16 protein-coding genes, 2 tRNA genes and 4 pseudogenes are annotated in these 17,749 nt (G+C 64.7%); 18 read left to right on the forward strand and 4 right to left on the reverse strand.

Annotation, left to right across the window (positions count from 1 at the left end; translation table 11 throughout):
- Nucleotides 1–6 precede the first annotated feature (6 nt).
- Entirely contained in the window at nt 7–1,386 is a 1,380-nt protein-coding gene (locus H9L14_RS03520) for an efflux transporter outer membrane subunit (RefSeq protein ID WP_187709248.1), read from the forward strand.
- 7 nt (nt 1,387–1,393) lie between these two features.
- Here H9L14_RS03520 and H9L14_RS03525 read toward each other — a convergent pair.
- Nucleotides 1,394–1,467, reverse strand: a tRNA-Cys gene (locus tag H9L14_RS03525).
- Between the two features lie 188 nt (nt 1,468–1,655).
- On the opposite strand from H9L14_RS03525, the gene H9L14_RS16475 reads away from it, so the two are divergent.
- From H9L14_RS16475 to H9L14_RS17290, 8 genes and pseudogenes are all read left to right on the forward strand, one after another.
- Nucleotides 1,656–1,886, forward strand: coding sequence for a hypothetical protein (locus H9L14_RS16475; RefSeq protein ID WP_281389417.1), 231 nt, complete (start codon nt 1,656–1,658; stop codon nt 1,884–1,886).
- Nucleotides 1,868–2,401 carry a protein-L-isoaspartate O-methyltransferase family protein gene (locus H9L14_RS03530; RefSeq protein ID WP_281389418.1) on the forward strand — a complete coding sequence of 178 codons (534 nt, stop codon included), beginning with the start codon at nt 1,868–1,870 and terminating at the stop codon, nt 2,399–2,401. Before H9L14_RS16475 ends, H9L14_RS03530 begins: the two co-directional genes overlap by 19 nt.
- Nucleotides 2,364–2,543: a hypothetical protein gene (locus H9L14_RS15525; protein WP_246444399.1), complete on the forward strand. Its 180-nt coding sequence runs from the start codon at nt 2,364–2,366 to the stop codon at nt 2,541–2,543. Before H9L14_RS03530 ends, H9L14_RS15525 begins: the two co-directional genes overlap by 38 nt.
- Nucleotides 2,544–2,601: 58 nt before the next feature.
- Nucleotides 2,602–3,786: a TolC family outer membrane protein gene (locus H9L14_RS03535; RefSeq protein ID WP_484592946.1), complete on the forward strand. Its 1,185-nt coding sequence runs from the start codon at nt 2,602–2,604 to the stop codon at nt 3,784–3,786.
- 41 nt (nt 3,787–3,827) lie between these two features.
- Nucleotides 3,828–4,217 (forward strand): DUF2497 domain-containing protein, encoded by a 390-nt coding sequence (locus tag H9L14_RS03540; RefSeq protein WP_246444401.1) that lies wholly within the window; start codon nt 3,828–3,830, stop codon nt 4,215–4,217.
- A gap of 37 nt (nt 4,218–4,254) precedes the next feature.
- A pseudogene (locus H9L14_RS03545) lies at nt 4,255–6,301 on the forward strand (S9 family peptidase).
- Nucleotides 6,302–6,338: 37 nt separating this feature from the next.
- Nucleotides 6,339–9,098 (forward strand): valine--tRNA ligase, encoded by a 2,760-nt coding sequence (locus tag H9L14_RS03550; RefSeq protein WP_187709250.1) that lies wholly within the window; start codon nt 6,339–6,341, stop codon nt 9,096–9,098.
- 12 nt (nt 9,099–9,110) lie between these two features.
- A pseudogene (locus H9L14_RS17290) lies at nt 9,111–10,564 on the forward strand (MATE family efflux transporter).
- Here the strand turns inward: H9L14_RS17290 and H9L14_RS03560 are convergent.
- Nucleotides 10,561–11,448 carry a diacylglycerol/lipid kinase family protein gene (locus tag H9L14_RS03560; protein ID WP_187709251.1) on the reverse strand — a complete coding sequence of 296 codons (888 nt, stop codon included), beginning with the start codon at nt 11,446–11,448 and terminating at the stop codon, nt 10,561–10,563. The pseudogene H9L14_RS17290 and the gene H9L14_RS03560 overlap by 4 nt on opposite strands.
- A 64-nt stretch (nt 11,449–11,512) precedes the next feature.
- Between H9L14_RS03560 and hemB the strand changes: the two genes are divergently transcribed.
- From hemB to H9L14_RS16480, 5 genes and pseudogenes are all read left to right on the forward strand, one after another.
- Nucleotides 11,513–12,505, forward strand: a complete 993-nt coding sequence (hemB, locus tag H9L14_RS03565) for a porphobilinogen synthase (protein ID WP_187709252.1) — start codon at nt 11,513–11,515, stop codon at nt 12,503–12,505.
- Nucleotides 12,505–12,831 (forward strand): hypothetical protein, encoded by a 327-nt coding sequence (locus tag H9L14_RS03570; RefSeq protein ID WP_187709253.1) that lies wholly within the window; start codon nt 12,505–12,507, stop codon nt 12,829–12,831. Before hemB ends, H9L14_RS03570 begins: the two co-directional genes overlap by 1 nt.
- A gap of 5 nt (nt 12,832–12,836) precedes the next feature.
- Nucleotides 12,837–13,943: a pyridoxal phosphate-dependent decarboxylase family protein gene (locus tag H9L14_RS03575; RefSeq protein WP_246444403.1), complete on the forward strand. Its 1,107-nt coding sequence runs from the start codon at nt 12,837–12,839 to the stop codon at nt 13,941–13,943.
- A pseudogene (locus H9L14_RS03580) lies at nt 13,936–14,327 on the forward strand (GNAT family N-acetyltransferase); the annotation flags it as partial. The gene H9L14_RS03575 and the pseudogene H9L14_RS03580, both read left to right, overlap by 8 nt.
- Before the next feature lie 57 nt (nt 14,328–14,384).
- On the forward strand, nt 14,385–14,507 hold the full coding sequence (locus H9L14_RS16480) for a hypothetical protein (protein ID WP_281389419.1): 123 nt from the start codon (nt 14,385–14,387) through the stop codon (nt 14,505–14,507).
- Between the two features lie 145 nt (nt 14,508–14,652).
- On the opposite strand, the gene H9L14_RS03585 is transcribed toward H9L14_RS16480, so the two are convergent.
- Nucleotides 14,653–15,012: a hypothetical protein gene (locus H9L14_RS03585; RefSeq protein WP_187709255.1), complete on the reverse strand. Its 360-nt coding sequence runs from the start codon at nt 15,010–15,012 to the stop codon at nt 14,653–14,655.
- Nucleotides 15,013–15,110: 98 nt separating this feature from the next.
- Between H9L14_RS03585 and H9L14_RS03590 the strand changes: the two genes are divergently transcribed.
- From H9L14_RS03590 to H9L14_RS03600, 3 genes and pseudogenes are all read left to right on the forward strand, one after another.
- Nucleotides 15,111–15,187, forward strand: a tRNA-Arg gene (locus tag H9L14_RS03590).
- A 76-nt stretch (nt 15,188–15,263) separates the two neighbouring features.
- Nucleotides 15,264–15,662 carry a DUF2231 domain-containing protein gene (locus H9L14_RS03595; protein WP_187709256.1) on the forward strand — a complete coding sequence of 133 codons (399 nt, stop codon included), beginning with the start codon at nt 15,264–15,266 and terminating at the stop codon, nt 15,660–15,662.
- 43 nt (nt 15,663–15,705) lie between these two features.
- A pseudogene (locus H9L14_RS03600) lies at nt 15,706–17,060 on the forward strand (PQQ-dependent sugar dehydrogenase).
- 29 nt (nt 17,061–17,089) lie between these two features.
- Here the strand turns inward: H9L14_RS03600 and H9L14_RS03605 are convergent.
- Nucleotides 17,090–17,248 carry a hypothetical protein gene (locus H9L14_RS03605; RefSeq protein ID WP_187709257.1) on the reverse strand — a complete coding sequence of 53 codons (159 nt, stop codon included), beginning with the start codon at nt 17,246–17,248 and terminating at the stop codon, nt 17,090–17,092.
- 219 nt (nt 17,249–17,467) lie between these two features.
- Between H9L14_RS03605 and H9L14_RS03610 the strand changes: the two genes are divergently transcribed.
- Nucleotides 17,468–17,722, forward strand: a complete 255-nt coding sequence (locus tag H9L14_RS03610; protein WP_187710021.1) for a hypothetical protein — start codon at nt 17,468–17,470, stop codon at nt 17,720–17,722.
- Nucleotides 17,723–17,749 lie beyond the last annotated feature (27 nt).

Genomic DNA, 17,749 nt, shown 5'->3' on the forward strand with positions numbered 1-17,749 from the left:
CTCTCAATGAAGACGTTTGCGACACTCGCGTCGGCGCTCGCCTTGGCCGCTTGCGCCACCGGCCCGGACTATGTCCGCCCGGCCGGCACGACGGCCAAGGCCGGCCCGTTCGTCGCGGCCAATTCGCCGGCGATCCAGCCGCTCGCGCCGGTGCCGGACAATTGGTGGCGGCTTTACAACGACCCAGTCCTCGACGGCCTGATCGCCGACGCTCTGGCGCACAATACGGACGTCCGCGCTGCGGTAGCCCGGCTCGCCCGAGCCAGGGCGTCGCTTCGGGAAACCAAGGTGGGTCGCCTGCCACAGGGCGGAGTGAATGCTTCGGCAACACGCGGCCGCGATGAGGGTAACTCCGACGCCTCGACCAGTTACTCGGCGGGCCTCGAAGTCGCCTACGAGGTTGACCTGTTCGGCCGCGTGGCTCGCGGTGTTGAAGCAGCGCGCGGAGACGTCGGTGCTGCAGAAGCGGATGCGGACGCTGTTCGTGTTGCAATCGTGTCCGACACGGCGCGGGCCTATGCCGACGCGTCGAGCGCTGCCGAGCGTCTCGCGGTCGCGGAGCACATCGTCGAGCTGCTCGACCAGTCCCTGCGCCTCACCGAGAAGCAGGTCGAGATCGGCCAGACGACGCGGCTCGACACCGCCCGCATCGCCGCGCTCCGCAACCAGCGGCAGGCAGAGATCCCAGCGATCGCCGCAGAGCGCGACGGCGCGCTGTTCCGGCTGGCGACCTTGACCGGACGCGCGCCATCCGAACTTCCCGCCACCGCCGGTGCGCGCACGTCATCGCTCAAGCTCGACCATCCGATCCCGGTCGGCGACGGAGCACAGCTGCTTGCGCGCCGCCCGGACATCCGTGCGGCCGAGCGGAGGCTGGCGGCCGCAACCGCGCGGATCGGCGTCGCCACCGCCGAGCTCTATCCGCAGATCACACTCGGCGGATCGCTCGGTTCGAGCGCGGGAAGCATCGGCAATCTCTTCAGCAATCCCGTCGGTTTCCTGCTCGGCCCGCTGATCAGCTGGTCGTTCAGCGACCATGCGCGAGCCCGTGCTCGCGTGGCGGGCGCCGAAGCAGGCAGCCAGGAAGCGCTCGCTCAGTTCGATGGAACGGTGCTTCGCTCGCTCGAAGAAACGGAAACCGCCCTGTCGATCTATGCCAACGCACTCCGCCGGCGCGAGGCCCTGCAGGCGGCGCGCAACGAGGCCGAAGTCGCAGCGAAGATCGTCCGCGCCCAGCAGCGCGAGGGGCAGGTGGATTCGCTCGCCTTGCTCGACGCCGAGCGGACGTTCGCGGAATCGGAAGCCAAGCTCGCCGACATCAACGGCCAAGTCGCGTCCGCGCAGATCAACCTCTTCCGTGCCTTGGGCGGGGGCTGGAGCGCTTAGGGAAAAGTGGAGGCCCGAGCCGGAATCGAACCGGCGTGCAAGGATTTGCAGTCCTCTGCGTAACCACTCCGCCATCGGGCCGGAGCGCTGCCTTTCCCCGCCTTTTCGAAGCTGGTCAACCCTCCGCGCGGCGATGGCGTGTCGAAACGCAGCCGATCCACCAGTCCGCCCCACTTTCGACCAACGGCGACCGGCTACCCTTGGCGATGAGGGATTGGGCGGATAAGACCAGCCTTGCATCCAAGGTGTATTAGCATAATATAACAGTCATGACCGTTCACGCTCCCGTTCCAGATTTTGCGGCCGCGCGTCAGGCGATGGTCGATTCCCAGCTTCGCCCCGTCGGCGTGAACGATCCCGCCGTGATCGAGGCGATGTCGGCCATCCCGCGCGAGAAATTCGTGCCCGACGAGCAGAAGCCGTTGGCCTATGTCGACGGCCCCATTCCGCTCGGCGACGGGAGGGCGCTGCCGCCCCGGCCGTGCTTGGTCGGCTGCTGACTGCGCTGACCGCCCTGCGCGGCGAACGCGCGCTCGTGGTGGGCGCCTCGACGGGTTATTCCGCCGCGGTCCTTGCGAAAATGGGCCTGAAGGTCACTGCGCTCGAGTCATCGGCTGCGCTGGCAGCGATCGCTCGCGGCAATGGCGTCGAAGCGGTCGAGGGGCCGCTCGCCAAGGGTCACGGCAAGGCTTCGTCCTACGACCTCATCCTGATCGACGGAGCAGTCGAGCAAATCCCGGACGCCTTGGTCGACCAGCTGGTCGAAGGCGGACGGATCGGCGGGGCAATTGTTGAGCAGGGCATTACCCGGCTATTCATTGGGCGCAGGGTAGGCGGGGCTTCGGCTTTCAACCGATCGCCGATGCATCGACTCCGGTCCTTCCCGGTTTCGAGCGGCCCAAGGCCTTCACATTCTAGATTCTGGAGCTTCGCGACACGTGATCCGCAACATCGCCTTCGCAACGATTGCCGCGGCCTTGCTGGCCGGCACCGCGTCGGCCGACACGCTGCGTGAGGCGCTCGTGTCGACCTACAATGCCAATCCGACGATCATGGCGCAGCGTGAAGCCCTGAAGGGCACCGACGCGACTGTCGCGATCGCCCGGGCGGGAGCCGTCCGCAGGTCAGCGCAACCGCCGGGTTCAACCAGGATCTGACCAAGACCGGGGCGGCAACGGCCGCAACTTCTCGGCCGGAGTCGATGTCAGCTACCCTTTGTTCAACGGCGGTAGCGTCAGTAGCCAGATCAAGGCCGCCAAGACCCGTGTCGAAGCGGGCCGGGCGACGCTTCGAGCCGTCGAAGGCGATGTCTTCACGGAGGCGGTCGCTGCCTACATGGACGTGATCCGCGACCGCGCGATCGTCGAGCTGAACACCAACCAGGTTCAGGTTCTGTCGACCAACCTGCAGGCGACGCGGGATCGGTTCGAGATCGGCGATCTCACCCGAACCGACGTCGCACAGTCGGAGGCGCGCCTCGAGCTCGCCCGCTCGAACCTCGCGACTGCTCGCTCGCGCTCCGCCGGGAGCGAGGAGAATTACCGCCGGGTGATCGGCCATTCGCCGGATACGCTGGCGCCTCCGCCGCCGCTTCCGCCGCTCCCCAAGTCGCCGGAAGAAGCGGTCCACATCGCGCTGGCGAGCAATCCCGATCTGATCGCGATCAACCAGCAGGCTCGCGCAGCCGGGCTCGACGTCAACGTTGCCAGCGCCACCCGCCTGCCGACGGTCGAAGCGTTCGGCGCGGGCCGCTACACTGACTATCTCGGTACCGAGCAGGACCAGTTCGGTCCGTTCGCAGCTGGAAGCACGACCGCGACGAGTGCGGGCGTCCAGGCGCGTATTCCGCTCTACCAGGGAGGTCTGCCGGCAGCACGTGTGCGTCAGGCTCGGGCCATCCAGTCGCAGATCCTCGAGCAGGCCGTTGGAACGGAGCGCACGGTCGTTGCGAACACCCGCTCGGCCTTCGCCGCCTACATGGCTGCACAGGAGGCAATCCAGTCGAACCAGACTGCCGTTTCTGCGAACGAGCTTGCGCTTGAAGGCGCTCGCGCGGAGCAGAGCGTCGGCACCCGCACCGTCCTCGACGTCCTCAACGCAGAGCAGGAGCTTCTGAACTCGCAGGTCGCACTCGTGACGGCTCGCCGCGACGCCTATGTCGCCGGCTTCCAGCTTCTGAACGCAATGGGTCAGGCGGAGGCGCAGGACCTCGGCCTCGACGGCGGTCCGCTCTACGATCCGCTCGGCAATTATCGCCGCGTCGCGGGCAACTGGAACGACTGGGCTGGCGAGAAGGTCACGGCGCCAGTCTCGACCCGCACCGTCACTCCGGCCGAGCAGGCTGGAACGCCCGTCACGCCGCCGCCAACGACGCAGAGCGTGACTCCGCCGAAGCAATAAGCGATATCGGCTAAATGATTGCGTCTGGCCGCGAACCTTCGATGGAAGAAATCCTCGCGTCGATCAAAAAGGTGATCGCGGAGGACAAGGATGCACGCGCTGCGGAAACCACCGCAGATCAGATCGAACAGGACAATGAGCACGAAGGTGAAGACGTCCTCGAACTCAATGAGGAGCTAGCGCCCACGGCGGACCTCGGCCCGCCGCTTCTCAAGGATACCGCAGCCGCCGCCAGCCGCAGCGCGTTCGACCAGCTGAGCACGGTCGCTGCGTCCGTGCCCGCTGCCCCGCCACAGGCCAATCCGCTCGAAGAGATGATCCGCGAGATGCTCCGCCCGATCCTGAAGCAATGGCTGGATGATCATCTGCCGCGACTGGTGGACGAGCATGTTCGCCGCGAAATCACGCGCATCACGGGGCGGCCCGTCTAACTCTTGCGCCACGCGGAGGCTTTGCTACGCCTCCGGCATGATCAAGACGTCGCTGTTCGTGGCCGCTTCCGCCGCCTCTCTCGCCCTCACTTCGCCTGCCACTGCCCGACCGATGACCGCCACTGACATGCACATGATGCATCGCGTTGGCGCTCCGGAGCTCTCGCCGGACGGCAAGTGGGCGGTGTTCACCATTTCCGACACCGACTTGGCGGCGAACAAGCGAAACAACACCCTCTATCTACTCGACCTGACTATGTCGGGAGCGGCACCGAAAGCCGTGACGGGCGCGCAGAAGGGTCACGACGCCGTGTTCGGCGTGGACGGCGCGCTCTACTTCCTGATGGCGGTCGGCGAGCGCGACCAGCTTTTCCGGATGCCGATCGGCGGCGCTCCGCAGCAGATGAGCGACTTCGGCGCCGACGTTGCCGGGTTCAAGCTCGCTCCCACCGGCGACCGCGTGATCGTCTGGGCCGACCAGAAGGACTGCCCGGACCTCGCCTGCGCGGCGACGACCTTCCCGGCAAAGCCTGCGGGCACCGGTCGCACTTACGATAAATTGTTCGTTCGGCACTGGGATAGCTGGGCCGAACCCGGCACCAGGTCGCGCATTTATTCCTTCCCGATCGAGGGCGGAAAGCTGACGGGCGGGGTGTTCGTCTCACCGACAATCTTGAGGGAGATACGCCGTCCAAGCCCATGGGCGGCGGCGAGGAGATCGCGTTCGCGCCCGACGGCAGGACGGTTTACTTCGCGCTTCGGGAGGCCGGTCGTATCGAGCCGCTTTCGACCAATCTCGACATCTTCGCGAGCCCTGCCGACGGCAGCGCTCCGCCGGCCAACCTGACCGATGCCAACGAGGGCACGGATAACCTGCCGCTGTCTCGCCGGACGGGCGGACGCTCGCCTACTTCGCGATGGCCCGCGCAGGCTACGAAGCCGACCGCCAAGTTCTCCAGCTCCGCGACCTCGCCACGGGCCAGACGCGCGCTCTAACTCAAGGCTGGGACCGCTCGGTCGGCTCGATCGAATGGGCCCGCGACGGAAAGAGCCTGCTCGTGACCGCCGAGGACACGCTCGAACAGCCAGTGTTCCGCGTCGATGCCAAGAGCGGCAAGGTGACGCGCCTTACCCGCGACGGGCACTTCGGCAACGTCCGCGCGCTACCGAACGGCGGCGCAGTCGCGACCATGAACAGCATCATGGCGCCGGACGAGATCTACCGCCTGGATCGCAGCGGCAAGGCCGTGAAGATGACCAATGCCAATGGCGCGCTCCTCGCTGAGCTCGACCCGGTCACTTTCAAGAAGTTCAGCTTCGCCGGCGCCAACAACGATACGGTTTGGGGCTGGACCCTGAAGCCGGCCGACGCGACCGGGAAACTGCCAATCGCTTTGCTGGTCCACGGCGGACCGCAGGGCACGTTCAGCAACAGCTGGTCGTACCGCTGGAACCCGCGCGTCTTCTCCGGGCCGGGCTATGGCGTGGTCACAGTCGATTTCCACGGATCGACCGGTTACGGCCAGGCCTTCACGGACTCCATCAACAAGAATTGGGGCGGTTGGCCGCTGGAGGACCTGCAGAAGGGGCTCGCCTACGTCACTGGGCATGAACCACAGCTCGACGCGGGCAATGCCTGCGCGCTCGGCGGCTCATACGGCGGCTACATGATGAACTGGATCGAAGGCCGCTGGCCCGACCGGTTCAAGTGCCTCGTCCAGCATGACGGAATCTTCGACGCTCGCGCCATGGCCTATGAGACGGAAGAGTTGTGGTTCGACGAATGGGAGCACGGCGGTAAGCCGTACTACGAGGATCCCGCGGCATTCGAGCAGTGGAACCCGGTCAATTACGTCAGCGCCTGGAAGACGCCGCAACTGGTTATCACCAGCGAGAATGACTTCCGCGTCCCTTATACGCAGGGGATTGCGGCGTTCACGGCGCTCCAGCGGCGCAACATCCCGTCGCGCCTGCTGATTTACCCGGACGAGAACCACTGGGTGCTGAAGCCCAAGAACTCGATCCAGTGGTATGACGAGGTGTTCGGCTGGATGAACCGCTGGATGGGCAAGCCCGCGCAGTAAGGTTGATGCTGCAGCGCGGCATCGCTAACCGCCGCGCATGAGCGAATTGCCGAAAACCTTCGATCCGTCCGCGATCGAGCAGCGCTGGTATGAGCATTGGGAGTCCAAAGGACTCTTCCGGCCCGCGCGGCCGGACGAGGAGCCGTGGACGATCGTCATGCCGCCGCCCAACGTCACGGGCTCGCTGCACATCGGCCATGCACTCGACAATACGCTTCAGGACGTTCTGACCCGGCGCGAACGCATGCGCGGCAAGGACGCGCTCTGGGTGGTCGGGACGGACCATGCCGGAATCGCCACGCAGATGGTGGTCGAGCGCAATCTCGAAAGCCAGGGCGTCAAGCGCGCTGAGATCGGCCGCGAGGCCTTCCTTGAGCATGTCTGGGAGTGGAAGGCGCAATCGGGCGGCTCGATCACTCGCCAGCTTCGCCGTCTCGGCGCGTCATGCGACTGGGCGAATGAGCGGTTCACGATGGACCCGGGCTTTTCGAAGGCCGTCATCAAGGTTTTCGTCGAGCTCTACAATCGCAAATTGCTCTATCGCGCCAAGCGCCTCGTGAACTGGGACCCCAAGTTCCAGACAGCGATCAGCGATCTCGAAGTCGAGAACCGCGAAGTGCAGGGCCACATGTGGCACTTCAAATATCCGCTCGCCGACGGTGAGACCTATACCTACGTCGAGAAGGACGAGGACGGGAACGTCACGTTCCAGGAGACACGCGACTACATCTCGATCGCCACCACACGACCCGAGACCATGCTCGGCGACGGCGCGGTTGCGGTTCATCCGGACGACGTGCGCTACCGGCCGATCGTCGGCAAGCTTTGCGAAATCCCGGTTGGGCCGAAGGAGCATCGCCGCCTGATCCCGATCATAACCGACGACTATCCGGATCCCAATTTCGGTTCGGGCGCGGTGAAGATCACCGGCGCGCACGACCTCAACGACTATGGCGTCGCCCAGCGCAACGGCATTCCGATGTACCGGCTGATGGACGGCACCGCGCACATGCGCAGCGACGGGCCGTCCTACGAGGAGTCCGCGAAGCGTGCCGTCGAGATCGCTCGCGGGGCGACGGCAAGCCCCGAAGAGGTGGACGCGCTGAACCTCGTGCCCGAGGAATATCGCGGGCTGGATCGCTACGACGCTCGAAAGGCCGTGGTGGCCGACATCGACGCCGAGGGCCTGATGGTAACGGTCGAGGACAAGCTCATCATGCAGCCTTTCGGCGACCGGTCGGGGCTGGTGATCGAGCCGATGCTGACCGACCAGTGGTACGTCGACGCCGAAACGCTGGCGAAACCGGCGATCGAGGCAGTGCGGTCGGGCGACATCGCGGTCGTGCCGGAGACCTGGAAGAAGACTTGGTTCAACTGGCTCGAAAATATCCAACCCTGGTGTGTTTCCAGACAGTTATGGTGGGGCCACCGCATCCCGGCATGGTTCGATGCAAGTGGCAATGTTTTTGTCGCGGAAACATTTGAAGAAGCGCAACAACAGGCTGGCGAGGGCGTCGAGCTCCGCCAGGACGAAGATGTTCTCGACACCTGGTTCTCCTCGGCGCTGTGGCCGTTCGCGACGCTCGGCTGGCCGGATGCGACCGACGACCTGAAGCGACACTACCCGAACGACGTCCTCATTTCCGGCTTCGACATCATCTTCTTCTGGGATGCCCGCATGGCAATGCAGGGTTTCGAGTTCATGGGCGAGCGCCCGTGGAAGACGCTCTACCTCCACGGCCTGGTCCGCGATGCCAAAGGCCAGAAGATGTCGAAGTCGAAGGGCAATACGGTCGATCCGCTGGGTCTGATCGACAAATACGGCGCCGACGCCTTGCGCTTCACGATGGCGGCGATGGAAAGCCAGGGCCGGGACATCAAGCTCGATGAGAAGCGGGTCGAAGGCTATCGCAACTTCGCGACCAAGCTGTGGAATGCCGCGCGCTTCCTGCAGATGAAAGGCGTTGGCGCGAGCCAAAGCATCGCCGCGCCCGAGGTCGAGCTTCCGGTCAATCGCTGGATCATTGGCGAGGTCGTCGAAACGCTCGCCCTGCTCGACAAGGCGTTTGACGAGCTACGCTTCGACGACATGGCGAACGCCATCTACCACTTCACCTGGGGCACCTTCTGCGACTGGTACCTGGAGCTGGTGAAGGGCGCGTTCGACGAGGAAACCAAGCGTGTTGCCGCCTGGGCGTTCGACCAGATCCTGGTCATGCTCCACCCGTTCATGCCCTTCGTTACCGAAGAGCTGTGGAACGCGAACGAGCGGCCTTACGAATTGATCGTGGCGAAGTGGCCGGAGCCGCAGGCTCAAGGTGACCCGCGCGCGAAGGCGGAAATCGAATGGCTGATCGATGTCGTCAGCGAGGTTCGCTCAGCTCGCACCGAGCTCAACGTGCCGCCGTCGGCCAAGCTGCACCTATTCGCGACGAACGCGCCGGATGAGATCGCCGATCGCCTCGATCGCCTTCACGCCATGCTGACGCGTCTGGCGCGGCTGGAATCGATCCAGCTTTCGCCGTTCGACGGTGCTGGCGCGGCGCAGGTCGTGGTTGGAGGAACGACCTATGCCCTTCCGCTGGGAGGCGTGATCGACCTCGCAGCCGAGCGCGGACGCCTGTTGAAAGCCGTAGGAGCCGCCGAAAAGGAACGCGACAATCTTGCCCAACGCCTGAATAACCCGGCCTTCACCGAGCGCGCCAAGCCGGAGGCCGTCGATAAGGCCCGTTCCGACTATGCCGAGAAGTCCGCTGAGGCCGAACGTTACCGCGCTGCGTTGGAGCGGCTCGGCTAGAGGAGTTTCTGAATGGCGGACGCGGCATTGCGCGGACGGGGCGACCTGACGCAGGGCAGCATTGGTCCGACCCTGCTCAAGTTCGCCATCCCGACGCTCGCCTCGTCGATCCTCCAGTCGCTGAACGGCACGATCAACGCGATCTGGGTCGGCCGCTTCCTCGGCGAGCACGCGCTTGCCGCGACGTCCAACGCCAACATGGTCATGTTCCTGCTGACCGCCTTCGTGTTCGGCTTCGGAATGGCTTCGACCATCCTCATCGGCCAGTATTGGGGCCGGAAGGACGTCGACGAGGCGCGCAAGATCTTCGGCACCGCCGCGGGCGCGTTCGGGATCATCACCATCCTCATAGCGATAGCGGGTTGGTTCCTGTCTCCAGCCATTCTCCACGCGCTCGGGACGCCGGGCGACGCGGAGCAGCTCGCGCTCGAATATCTGCGGGTGATTTTCCTCGCCATGCCGGCGCTGCTGCTGTTGACCCTCCTGATGATGGCGCTGCGCGGGGCAGGGGACAGCCTGACGCCGCTCTGGTTCATGATCGTCGCCGTCGTCCTCGACAGCGGCCTCAATCCGGTCTTCATCCTTGGCCTCGGCCCGATCCCGCGCATGGGAATCGCTGGCTCGGCCATGTCGACGCTCGTCGGCAATTACCTCGCCCTGATCGGCCTACTGATCTACATGTACGCGCAGGATTTACCGCTCCGGCTGCGGGGCGGGAGCTTTGCTACCTCTGGCCCAATTTTGCGATCCTCAGGACGATTGTCACCAAGGGTCTGCCGATGGGCATTCAGATGGTCGTCATCTCGATGTCGGCACTGGCGCTCGTCAGCCTCGTAAATCGTGAAGGCGTAGATACGACCGCAGCGTTCGGCGTGGCGATGCAGCTGTGGACCTACGTGCAGATGCCGGCGATGGCTCTCGGTGCTGCGGTTAGCGCGATGACTGCGCAGAACATCGGCGCGGGCCGCTGGGACCGGGTCAATGCGATCACACGGTCGGGGGTCATCTACACATTGCTGATCACCGGGGCGCTGATCGTCCTTCTGACGCTGGCGGATCGTACCGTGCTGGCGCTGTTCATGGGTAGCGACAGTCCCGCTCTGCCGATCGCCCGCCACATTCACATGCTGGCGACCTGGAACTTCCTTTTGTTCGGCGTGACGATGGTTCTGTTCGGGACCGTGCGCGCGAACGGCGCGGTGTGGGCGCCGCTGATCATCCTCGCCGTCGGCCTGGTGGCGGTCAGGTTCGGATGGATCCTCGCGACCTACGAATGGCTGGGTGCCGACGCGCTGTGGAGCAGCTTCCCGGTTGCTTCGGCTGCCAATATGCTTCTGGCCGTCGCCTACTATTTCAAGGGCGGCTGGCGAAAGGCGCGAATGGCCGTCCAGCCGAGCGTGGACGAGTGCATCGAAGAAGCGGAGGCCACTCGCGAACCGGGCGGCGCGCTCAATCCGGCAGGCTAATCGCGCGGGGCAGCGATCGTCACGCCATCCGGCAGTGCGCTGATCTTGAGAGGAGTCTCGGCGCCGACTTCGCCGTCGATCGAGACTTTCATCCTCGGCTTAGTGCTGAGCGTGAACTCGCTGGCGACGAATTCGCGGACCGTCTGGTGCCGTGCCTTTAGTTTGACGGCAGACGCGAAATAGCTCCAGCCGAGCTTGGCTACGCTCCGGCCGGTGACGACCTGTACGACGATCTCGCCGCTCTTGAGGTCGGCATTCTCGATCAGCTCGATCCCGCCGTGAAAGCGGCCATTGGCGATGCGCACCTCGGTTGCCCACATGCGCACCGTGCGCTTGCCGTCCTCCAGCTTGACCCGGAAAGCGCGGAAGTTGGCCGCCGACCATCCGGCCCAGATGAGGTAGCCGAGCCGCCCGAGGGTGCGCTTCAGGCCGTGCGGCACGCTTTCCGCGACCTTTGGCGCCAGGCCCATCGCCGCTGCGTTGAGGAAGTAATCGCCATTGATGCAGCCGACATCGATCTCCCGCGCTTCGCCCTTGGCGATCACGTCCACCGCGCCGTCCAGGTCGAGCGGCACGCCCATCGTCCGCGCAAAGCTGTTGGCGGTGCCGAGCGGAAGCAAAGCGAACACCACGTCCGTGCCGATGAAATAGTCGACGAACGAGGACAGCGACCCGTCGCCGCCGCCGACGATCACCATCGGCGCCTTCTCCAGCGCCTGCTTGACCTCTGTCTCCATGGACTTGGCGGTCTTGCATTTCTTGGCGGCGAGCAGTTCGATCCCGGCGGCGATCAGCTTGTCGCGCGCCTCCGCAAAGAGGTCGGCGCCCTTGCGGCTCCCCGCGTTGACCACGAGGATCGCTTGCTTCGGTAGAGATTTGCCCATCCGTGACCTCAATGTTCGGCGTGCCCTTTCTTTCCCCCGCACTCCCAGTCTATCTGCGCGCGCAATGACAGCGTCCTATCCAGCCCTGCGCATGCGCCGCGGCCGTTCGAGCCCCTGGATGCGCGACATGCTTGCCGAGAATCGGCTGCATCCGAGCGACTTCATCCTGCCTCTCTTCATTTGCGAAGGCTCCGGCTGCGAAGAACCGATCGGGTCGCTGCCGGGCGTCAGCCGCTGGAGCATCGATCGGATCACCGCCAAGGCCAAGGAAGCAGCGAGCCTCGGAATCCCGTGCATCGCGCTGTTCCCGAACACGCCGAGCGAGCTTCGCACCGAAGATGCGCGTGAAGCTCTCAACCCCGACAACCTCATCTGCCGTGCGACCAAGGCGATCAAGGATGCGGTGCCGGAGATCGGGGTCCTGACCGACGTCGCGCTCGACCCTTATACGGCGCACGGTCACGACGGGATCGTCGACGAGACCGGCTGGGTCATCAACGACGATACCGTGTCGATCCTCGTCGACCAGGCAGTCGTGCAGGCCGAGGCTGGCGCGGATATCATCGCGCCGTCGGACATGATGGACGGACGCGTCGCCGCGATCCGGTCGGCCCTGGAAGAGGGCGGACACCATAACGTCGCGATCATGGCCTATGCGGCAAAGTACGCTTCGGCCTTTTACGGACCGTTCAGAGAGGCGGTTGGCTCGCTCGGCCGGCTGAAGGGCGACAAGCGCGGCTACCAGATGAACCCCGCCAACATCGAGGAAGCGCTGCGGGAGGTGGAGCTGGACCTAGCGGAAGGCGCAGACTTCGTAATGGTGAAGCCGGGACTGCCCTATCTCGACGTCGTCCGCCACGTGAAGGACGCGTTCGGAGTGCCGACCTTCGTCTACCAGGTGAGCGGCGAATATGCGATGATCGAGGCGTCCGCTGCTGCGGGCGCCGGCGACCGCAACGCACTGATCCTGGAAACGCTGATGGCCTTCAAGCGCGCCGGAGCTACCGGCGTTCTTACCTACCACGCACTCGACGCCGCGCGGCTGATCCAGAGCTGATGCCGGAAGACCTGCGCACCGCAATCCTCCGGTTGCGCGAGGCGGCTTCCCCGCTGGAGCCGGACGCCGAGGCTCGCCGTTCGCTTGGAAAGCAGGCTCTGGATCATGCCCTGGCCTATCTCGAGCAGGTCGAGACGGCATCGACCAACCGGCCCTGGTCGGAGGTATTCTCGCAGCATCTGGAGCCCGAGTTTGCCGAGCAGGGTCGCGATCCGGCACGAGTGCTCGATTACGTTGCGGAATGCGTCGACCGGCCGGGTTTCGCCACCACATCGCCAAGGTTCATGGCCTACATCCCGGGCGGGGACTGTTCCACTCGGCGCTAGGCGACTTGCTTGCGGCCGCTTCGAACAAATATTCGGGTTTCGCCTCGGCAAGCCCCGGTGCGGTGCGCATCGAGAATGCCTGCACGCAATGGCTGGCGAGCGTCATTGGCTATCCAGAGACCGCGGCGGGGACGCTGACCAGCGGCGGAAGTATTGCCAATTTGACCGCCGTTGTCGCCGCGCGAGAAGCTCGCGATCCGGACGGCGGCGGCGCGGTCTATACGACCCGCTTCGCCCATTATTGCATCGAAAAGGCGCTCCACATCGCGGGAAGGGGCCGATCGCCTCGCCGGCAGATCGAGACCGATGCGAGCCACCGCATGTCGGTCGCGGCGCTCGAGGAAGCGCTTGAGGCGGACGTGCGCAACGGCATCCGCCCGTGGCTGGTCGTCGCGTCGGGCGGGACGGTCGACACGGGCGCAATCGATCCCCTGCCGGAGATTGCCGAACTCTGCCGCAAATACGGCGCATGGTTTCACGTCGATGGGGCTTACGGAGGGCTGTTCGCGCTATGTGACGAGGGCCGCGAGCTGCTCCAGGGCATCGACCAGGCCGACAGCGTCGCGCTCGATCCGCACAAGACATTGTTCCTGCCCTACGGGACAGGCGCAGCGCTGGTCCGCGACGGGAGGCACCTGACCGAGGCCTTCAGCGCCACCGCCCATTACATCAGCCCTCTCGGCGAGTCCGAAGTCGGGCCGTCGCCCGCCGATCTGTCACCCGAGCTGACGCGCCATTTCCGCGCAATGAGGCTTTGGCTTCCGCTGCAGATCGCCGGCGTCGCCGCCTTCCGCGCCGCCCAATCGGAGAAGCTTGCGCTCGCCCGATATTTCCACCAGCGGCTGTCCGAGATCGACGGCTTCGATCCCGGTCCGGCGCCGGACCTGTCCGTCGTCGCCTTCCGCTATGTGCCTGAAGGCGGCGATGCGGACGAATTCACGGAGCGACTGCTCAAACACCTGCAGCAGGAAGGCCGCGTCATGATGAGCGGCACCCGGATCGACGGCACCTACTACATCCGCTGCGCGATCCTCTGCTTTCGCACGCATGTCGAGCATGTGGACCAGGCCATAGATGCCATTGTCGAGGGAGTGAAAACACTGAATGGCTGAGATTGTCGCGGAGACCGAACGGCTCCGCCTGCGTACATGGGATCCGGAAGACCTCGACGAGTTCGTCCGCCACACCAACACCGAACCGGTCATGCGGTGGCTCGGCGGCGTCTGGCCGCGTGAGAAGCATGAGGCCGCGCTTGGCCGCATCGAACGGTACCAGCGCGAATTCGGCCACACCTTTTGGATCGTCGAGCGAAAATTCGATGGCGCTCTGCTCGGCTTTTGCGGGTTGAAGAGGGTGAACAGCGAAGGCGCTCCGAACCCCGGCGATTTCGAGGTGGGCTGGCGCCTGCGCGAGGATGCGTGGGGCAGGGCTATGCGAAGGAAGCCGCAATCGCGAGTCTCGACCTCGCGTTTGAGACGTTCGGAGCACCGCACGTCGTGGCGCTCACCGTCCGGCAGAATGAGGCCAGCCAGGGCCTGATGAAGCGCCTACGCATGAACCGCCGCGAAGACATGGACTTCCAGAGCACCGACATGCCCCCGGAGCTGAACCCGGTGATCACCTATAGAATTGATGCGGATGAGTGGCCTGCAGCCAGGGCCGCTGCACTCGGTTAGAGGCCGAGGCGCTTCTCGATCGCGTCGATGCGGTCGGACTGGTTGCGGTCGATCGCCGATACTGTCTTCGCGGCCTGCTGGATCGCGGCGAGGTTGCCCGCGGGAATCCCGCCCTTCGTTTCGAGAGCGATGGACGCGAGCGCGTCTATGTCCCCAGCGCACGAGTCGTCGGCGCTCGCGCGGCCTGTGCGGCAGACAGGGCCTGCTGCGCCGCGATCCAGCTTTCGCTCTGTTGCTTGCCGGCAGCCTCGGCGAGCCGCTCGGCATCACCCACCGCGCTCTGGAAGGCGGAATCGCCCGCCTGCGCCTGGTCGACCAGGAAGGCGAGATGGGCGGAAAGAGAGGCGTCGGCCGGTCCGACCTGCACTTCGCTGGGAATCGGGATGCGCGGATCGATCGCCTCGGCGGCCCGCGGCGCCAGCGATGGCGTCGGGCCTTCAGGGGAGGTCGAGCAAGCGCTGACGAGGCCAAACGACGCGATTACGAGCGAAAAGCGGGTCCGCATGGGCCATGCTGTAGGAGCGGGCCTCATCGCCTGCAATCTCGGGCTTGCCTCTCCGGCATCAGCCTCCTATGTCGCGCCCCTGCCGTTTCCACGGCCGCGCGCCCGTAGCTCAGCTGGATAGAGCATCAGACTACGAATCTGAGGGTCGGACGTTCGAATCGTTCCGGGCGCGCCATTTTCCTCACGTCATTGTTGTTGGAACCGCTAGGCGGCTTGGCCGTAGTGCGCACGCCACTTGAGAGGCGATGTGTATGGCTGAGTATCTTCCCGGGGATGAGCCCGTTCGGGTTAGCCACGGCGCGCTCGACACGCTTCATGCGCTCTTGGGTGCGCTTCCGATCGCCTATTTTCTTTTGGCCTTCCTGATTGACGTGACCTACGTCCGCTCGACCTATTTCATCTGGCCGATCTTCTCGATCTGGCTGATCGTCGCCGGCCTGGTTGCGGGCGGCCTCGCGGTCCTCATCGGCATCTTCGACTGGCTGGCTAGCCGCCGCTCGACCCGTGCGCGAGGCTCGGGATGGCATATGCTCCTGACGCTCGCCGCCTTGCTTCTCGGCCTCCTCAATGCCTTCGTCCACAGCCGGGACGGCTGGACCGCCGTCGTACCCGAGGGATCATCCTCTCCGGCGTCACGACATTGCTGCTGATCGTTGCGGCCTTCCTGGGCGTCGTGACGTCGAGGAGGGCGGCATGATCGGCATCCGAAGCATGTTGCTGGCCGGGCTCGCCGTGTCGGCGCTCGCCGCTTGCAGCGATCCCAAGTTCGACGATTCGAGCCAGTTCGGCTCGAACCCCGTTCTCCCCGAACCGAAGCAGTTCCTGGTCCCGCCGATCAACGTCATCCCGGGACCCGGCTGGGAGAAAGGACATACGCCCGACGTTGCGACTGGCCTTGAGGTGAAGCCCTGGCGACGGGGCTCAGTCATCCACGATTCCTGTATGTCCTGCCCAACGGCGACATACTCGTCGTGCAGGCGAAGCCGCCATCCGAGCCGGTCAAGAAACCCAAGGATATCGTCTTCAACTGGGTGTGGGGAAGTGCCGCAACCAGCAAGGGCGGGGCGCAGCCGGCCAGCAAGATCACTCTCGTCCGCGACGCGAACGGCGACGGGAAGCCGGAGCTCGAGACCACGCTTCTCGACAATCTGAACGCGCCGTTCGGGGTCACTTGGGTCGATGGCACGCTCTACGTCGCCAACACCGATGGCGTGGTGGCCTATCCTTATGTTCCGGGGCAGGTGAAGGTCGGTGGTCCCGGCCGCATGCTGACGCCGCTTCCGGCCGGGATCATCAATCACCACTGGACCAAGAGTCTGGTGGCAAGCCCGGACGGGTCGAAGCTCTACGCAACGGTCGGATCCAACAGCAATATCGTCGAAAACGGGTTCGACGCCGAGCTGGGCAGGGCGGCCGTCTGGGAGATCGACCGGAAGACCGGTGCAGCGCGCGAGTTCGCGAGAGGGCTCCGCAATCCCAACAGTCCAGCCTTCTATCCGGGGACGAACACCTTCTACGTTGTCGTGAACGAGCGCGACGAGCTCGGCTCGCATCTCGTTCCCGATTACCTGACCTCGGTCCGCGATGGCGGTTTTTACGGTTGGCCCTATTCCTATTACGGCCAGCACCTCGATCCGCGCGTGCGGCCTCAGAATCCGGAAATGGTCGCAAGGGCGATCAAGCCGGATTACGCGCTCGGCTCGCACGTCGCTCCGTTGGGGCTCGCTTTCTACACGGGCGACCTGATGCCCCAGTTCAAGGGCGGGGCCTTCATCGGCGAGCACGGAAGCTGGGACCGCTACACGCCGTACGGCTACAAGGTCGTCTATGTCCCGTTCTCGGGCGGGCGGCCGTCAGGAAAGCCGGTCGATGTCGTCACCGGCTTCGTCGACGCGAAGGCGGACAAAGGATTCGGCCGGCCGGTGGGAGTCGCGGTCGACAGATTCGGTGCTTTGCTGGTCGCTGACGATTTCGGGAATGTGGTCTGGCGGGTTACGCCGTCAGGATGGCGTCCGAGCGAGCAGCCTCAAACTGCACACGCCACCTGATCTTTTATTAGAAAGTTTCTGCAGGCCTTTCAGGCGCTGGCAGGAATAATCGCATAAACCTGGGCACGTTCCGCGAAATCCGCGGCGAGCTTGGAATGCCAGGCACGGGCCTGTTCCGTCATTGCTCGTTGTGCCGCCATACGCTCTTCAACTGCCCTGCGACGATAGTAACGCTCGTTCGACTCCATGGTCCACGCCTCCCCAAAGGCTCCTTCCCCACAGATGCACGATGCGTACGGATCACTAAGACTAAGTTAATATCCACAGGGAGTCCGACGAACCGCCGGTTTCGTCCCGCCCTGACACAGGTTGTGGCGGAGGGGCGACAATACTGCCGCAATTGCGGATTATCCCGAAACCTAACGACTCATCGCTCGTTGGAAGGCGAAAGGCTGGAAGGAATGAAGATGTTGAATCCGATTGAATCCCGCCGCGACCCGTTCAACCCCGCTGTTCGCGGCTATCACGCCGTGTACCGGGAGAATGAAGTGAATCACTGCCCGGGTTGCGGGCGCACGCACTGGTATCTTGGCCGCATGCTCGCCGAATGTGCGTTCTGCGGAACCGCGCTTCCGCTGCAGGAAGCCTATTGCAACGGCAATCGCGCCACGGTCATCGGCTGGAGCTCGCGCCCCAGCTACCAGGAGCTGCAGGCGGCCTGAGTCGCTGAAGTAATTTCCTGTTAAGCG

Origin of the sequence: Sphingomonas sediminicola (assembly GCF_014489515.1) — a bacterium.
GTDB classification, from domain to species: Bacteria; Pseudomonadota; Alphaproteobacteria; order Sphingomonadales; family Sphingomonadaceae; genus Sphingomicrobium; species Sphingomicrobium sediminicola.

Excerpts from the sequence above, each read along its gene's own strand:
- H9L14_RS03570 (WP_187709253.1), top strand. The coding sequence starts at position 12,505 with ATGCCGGAAGACCTGCGCACCGCAATCCTCCGGTTGCGCGAGGCGGCT.
- H9L14_RS16475 (WP_281389417.1), top strand. The coding sequence starts at position 1,656 with ATGACCGTTCACGCTCCCGTTCCAGATTTTGCGGCCGCGCGTCAGGCG.
- H9L14_RS03560 (WP_187709251.1), bottom strand. The coding sequence starts at position 11,448 with ATGGGCAAATCTCTACCGAAGCAAGCGATCCTCGTGGTCAACGCGGGG.
- H9L14_RS03610 (WP_187710021.1), top strand. The coding sequence starts at position 17,468 with ATGTTGAATCCGATTGAATCCCGCCGCGACCCGTTCAACCCCGCTGTT.
- hemB (WP_187709252.1), top strand. The coding sequence starts at position 11,513 with ATGACAGCGTCCTATCCAGCCCTGCGCATGCGCCGCGGCCGTTCGAGC.
- H9L14_RS03540 (WP_246444401.1), top strand. The coding sequence starts at position 3,828 with ATGGAAGAAATCCTCGCGTCGATCAAAAAGGTGATCGCGGAGGACAAG.
- H9L14_RS03605 (WP_187709257.1), bottom strand. The coding sequence starts at position 17,248 with ATGGAGTCGAACGAGCGTTACTATCGTCGCAGGGCAGTTGAAGAGCGT.
- H9L14_RS16480 (WP_281389419.1), top strand. The coding sequence starts at position 14,385 with ATGAACCGCCGCGAAGACATGGACTTCCAGAGCACCGACATGCCCCCG.
- H9L14_RS03550 (WP_187709250.1), top strand. The coding sequence starts at position 6,339 with ATGAGCGAATTGCCGAAAACCTTCGATCCGTCCGCGATCGAGCAGCGC.
- H9L14_RS03585 (WP_187709255.1), bottom strand. The coding sequence starts at position 15,012 with ATGCGGACCCGCTTTTCGCTCGTAATCGCGTCGTTTGGCCTCGTCAGC.
- H9L14_RS03595 (WP_187709256.1), top strand. The coding sequence starts at position 15,264 with ATGGCTGAGTATCTTCCCGGGGATGAGCCCGTTCGGGTTAGCCACGGC.
- H9L14_RS03520 (WP_187709248.1), top strand. The coding sequence starts at position 7 with ATGAAGACGTTTGCGACACTCGCGTCGGCGCTCGCCTTGGCCGCTTGC.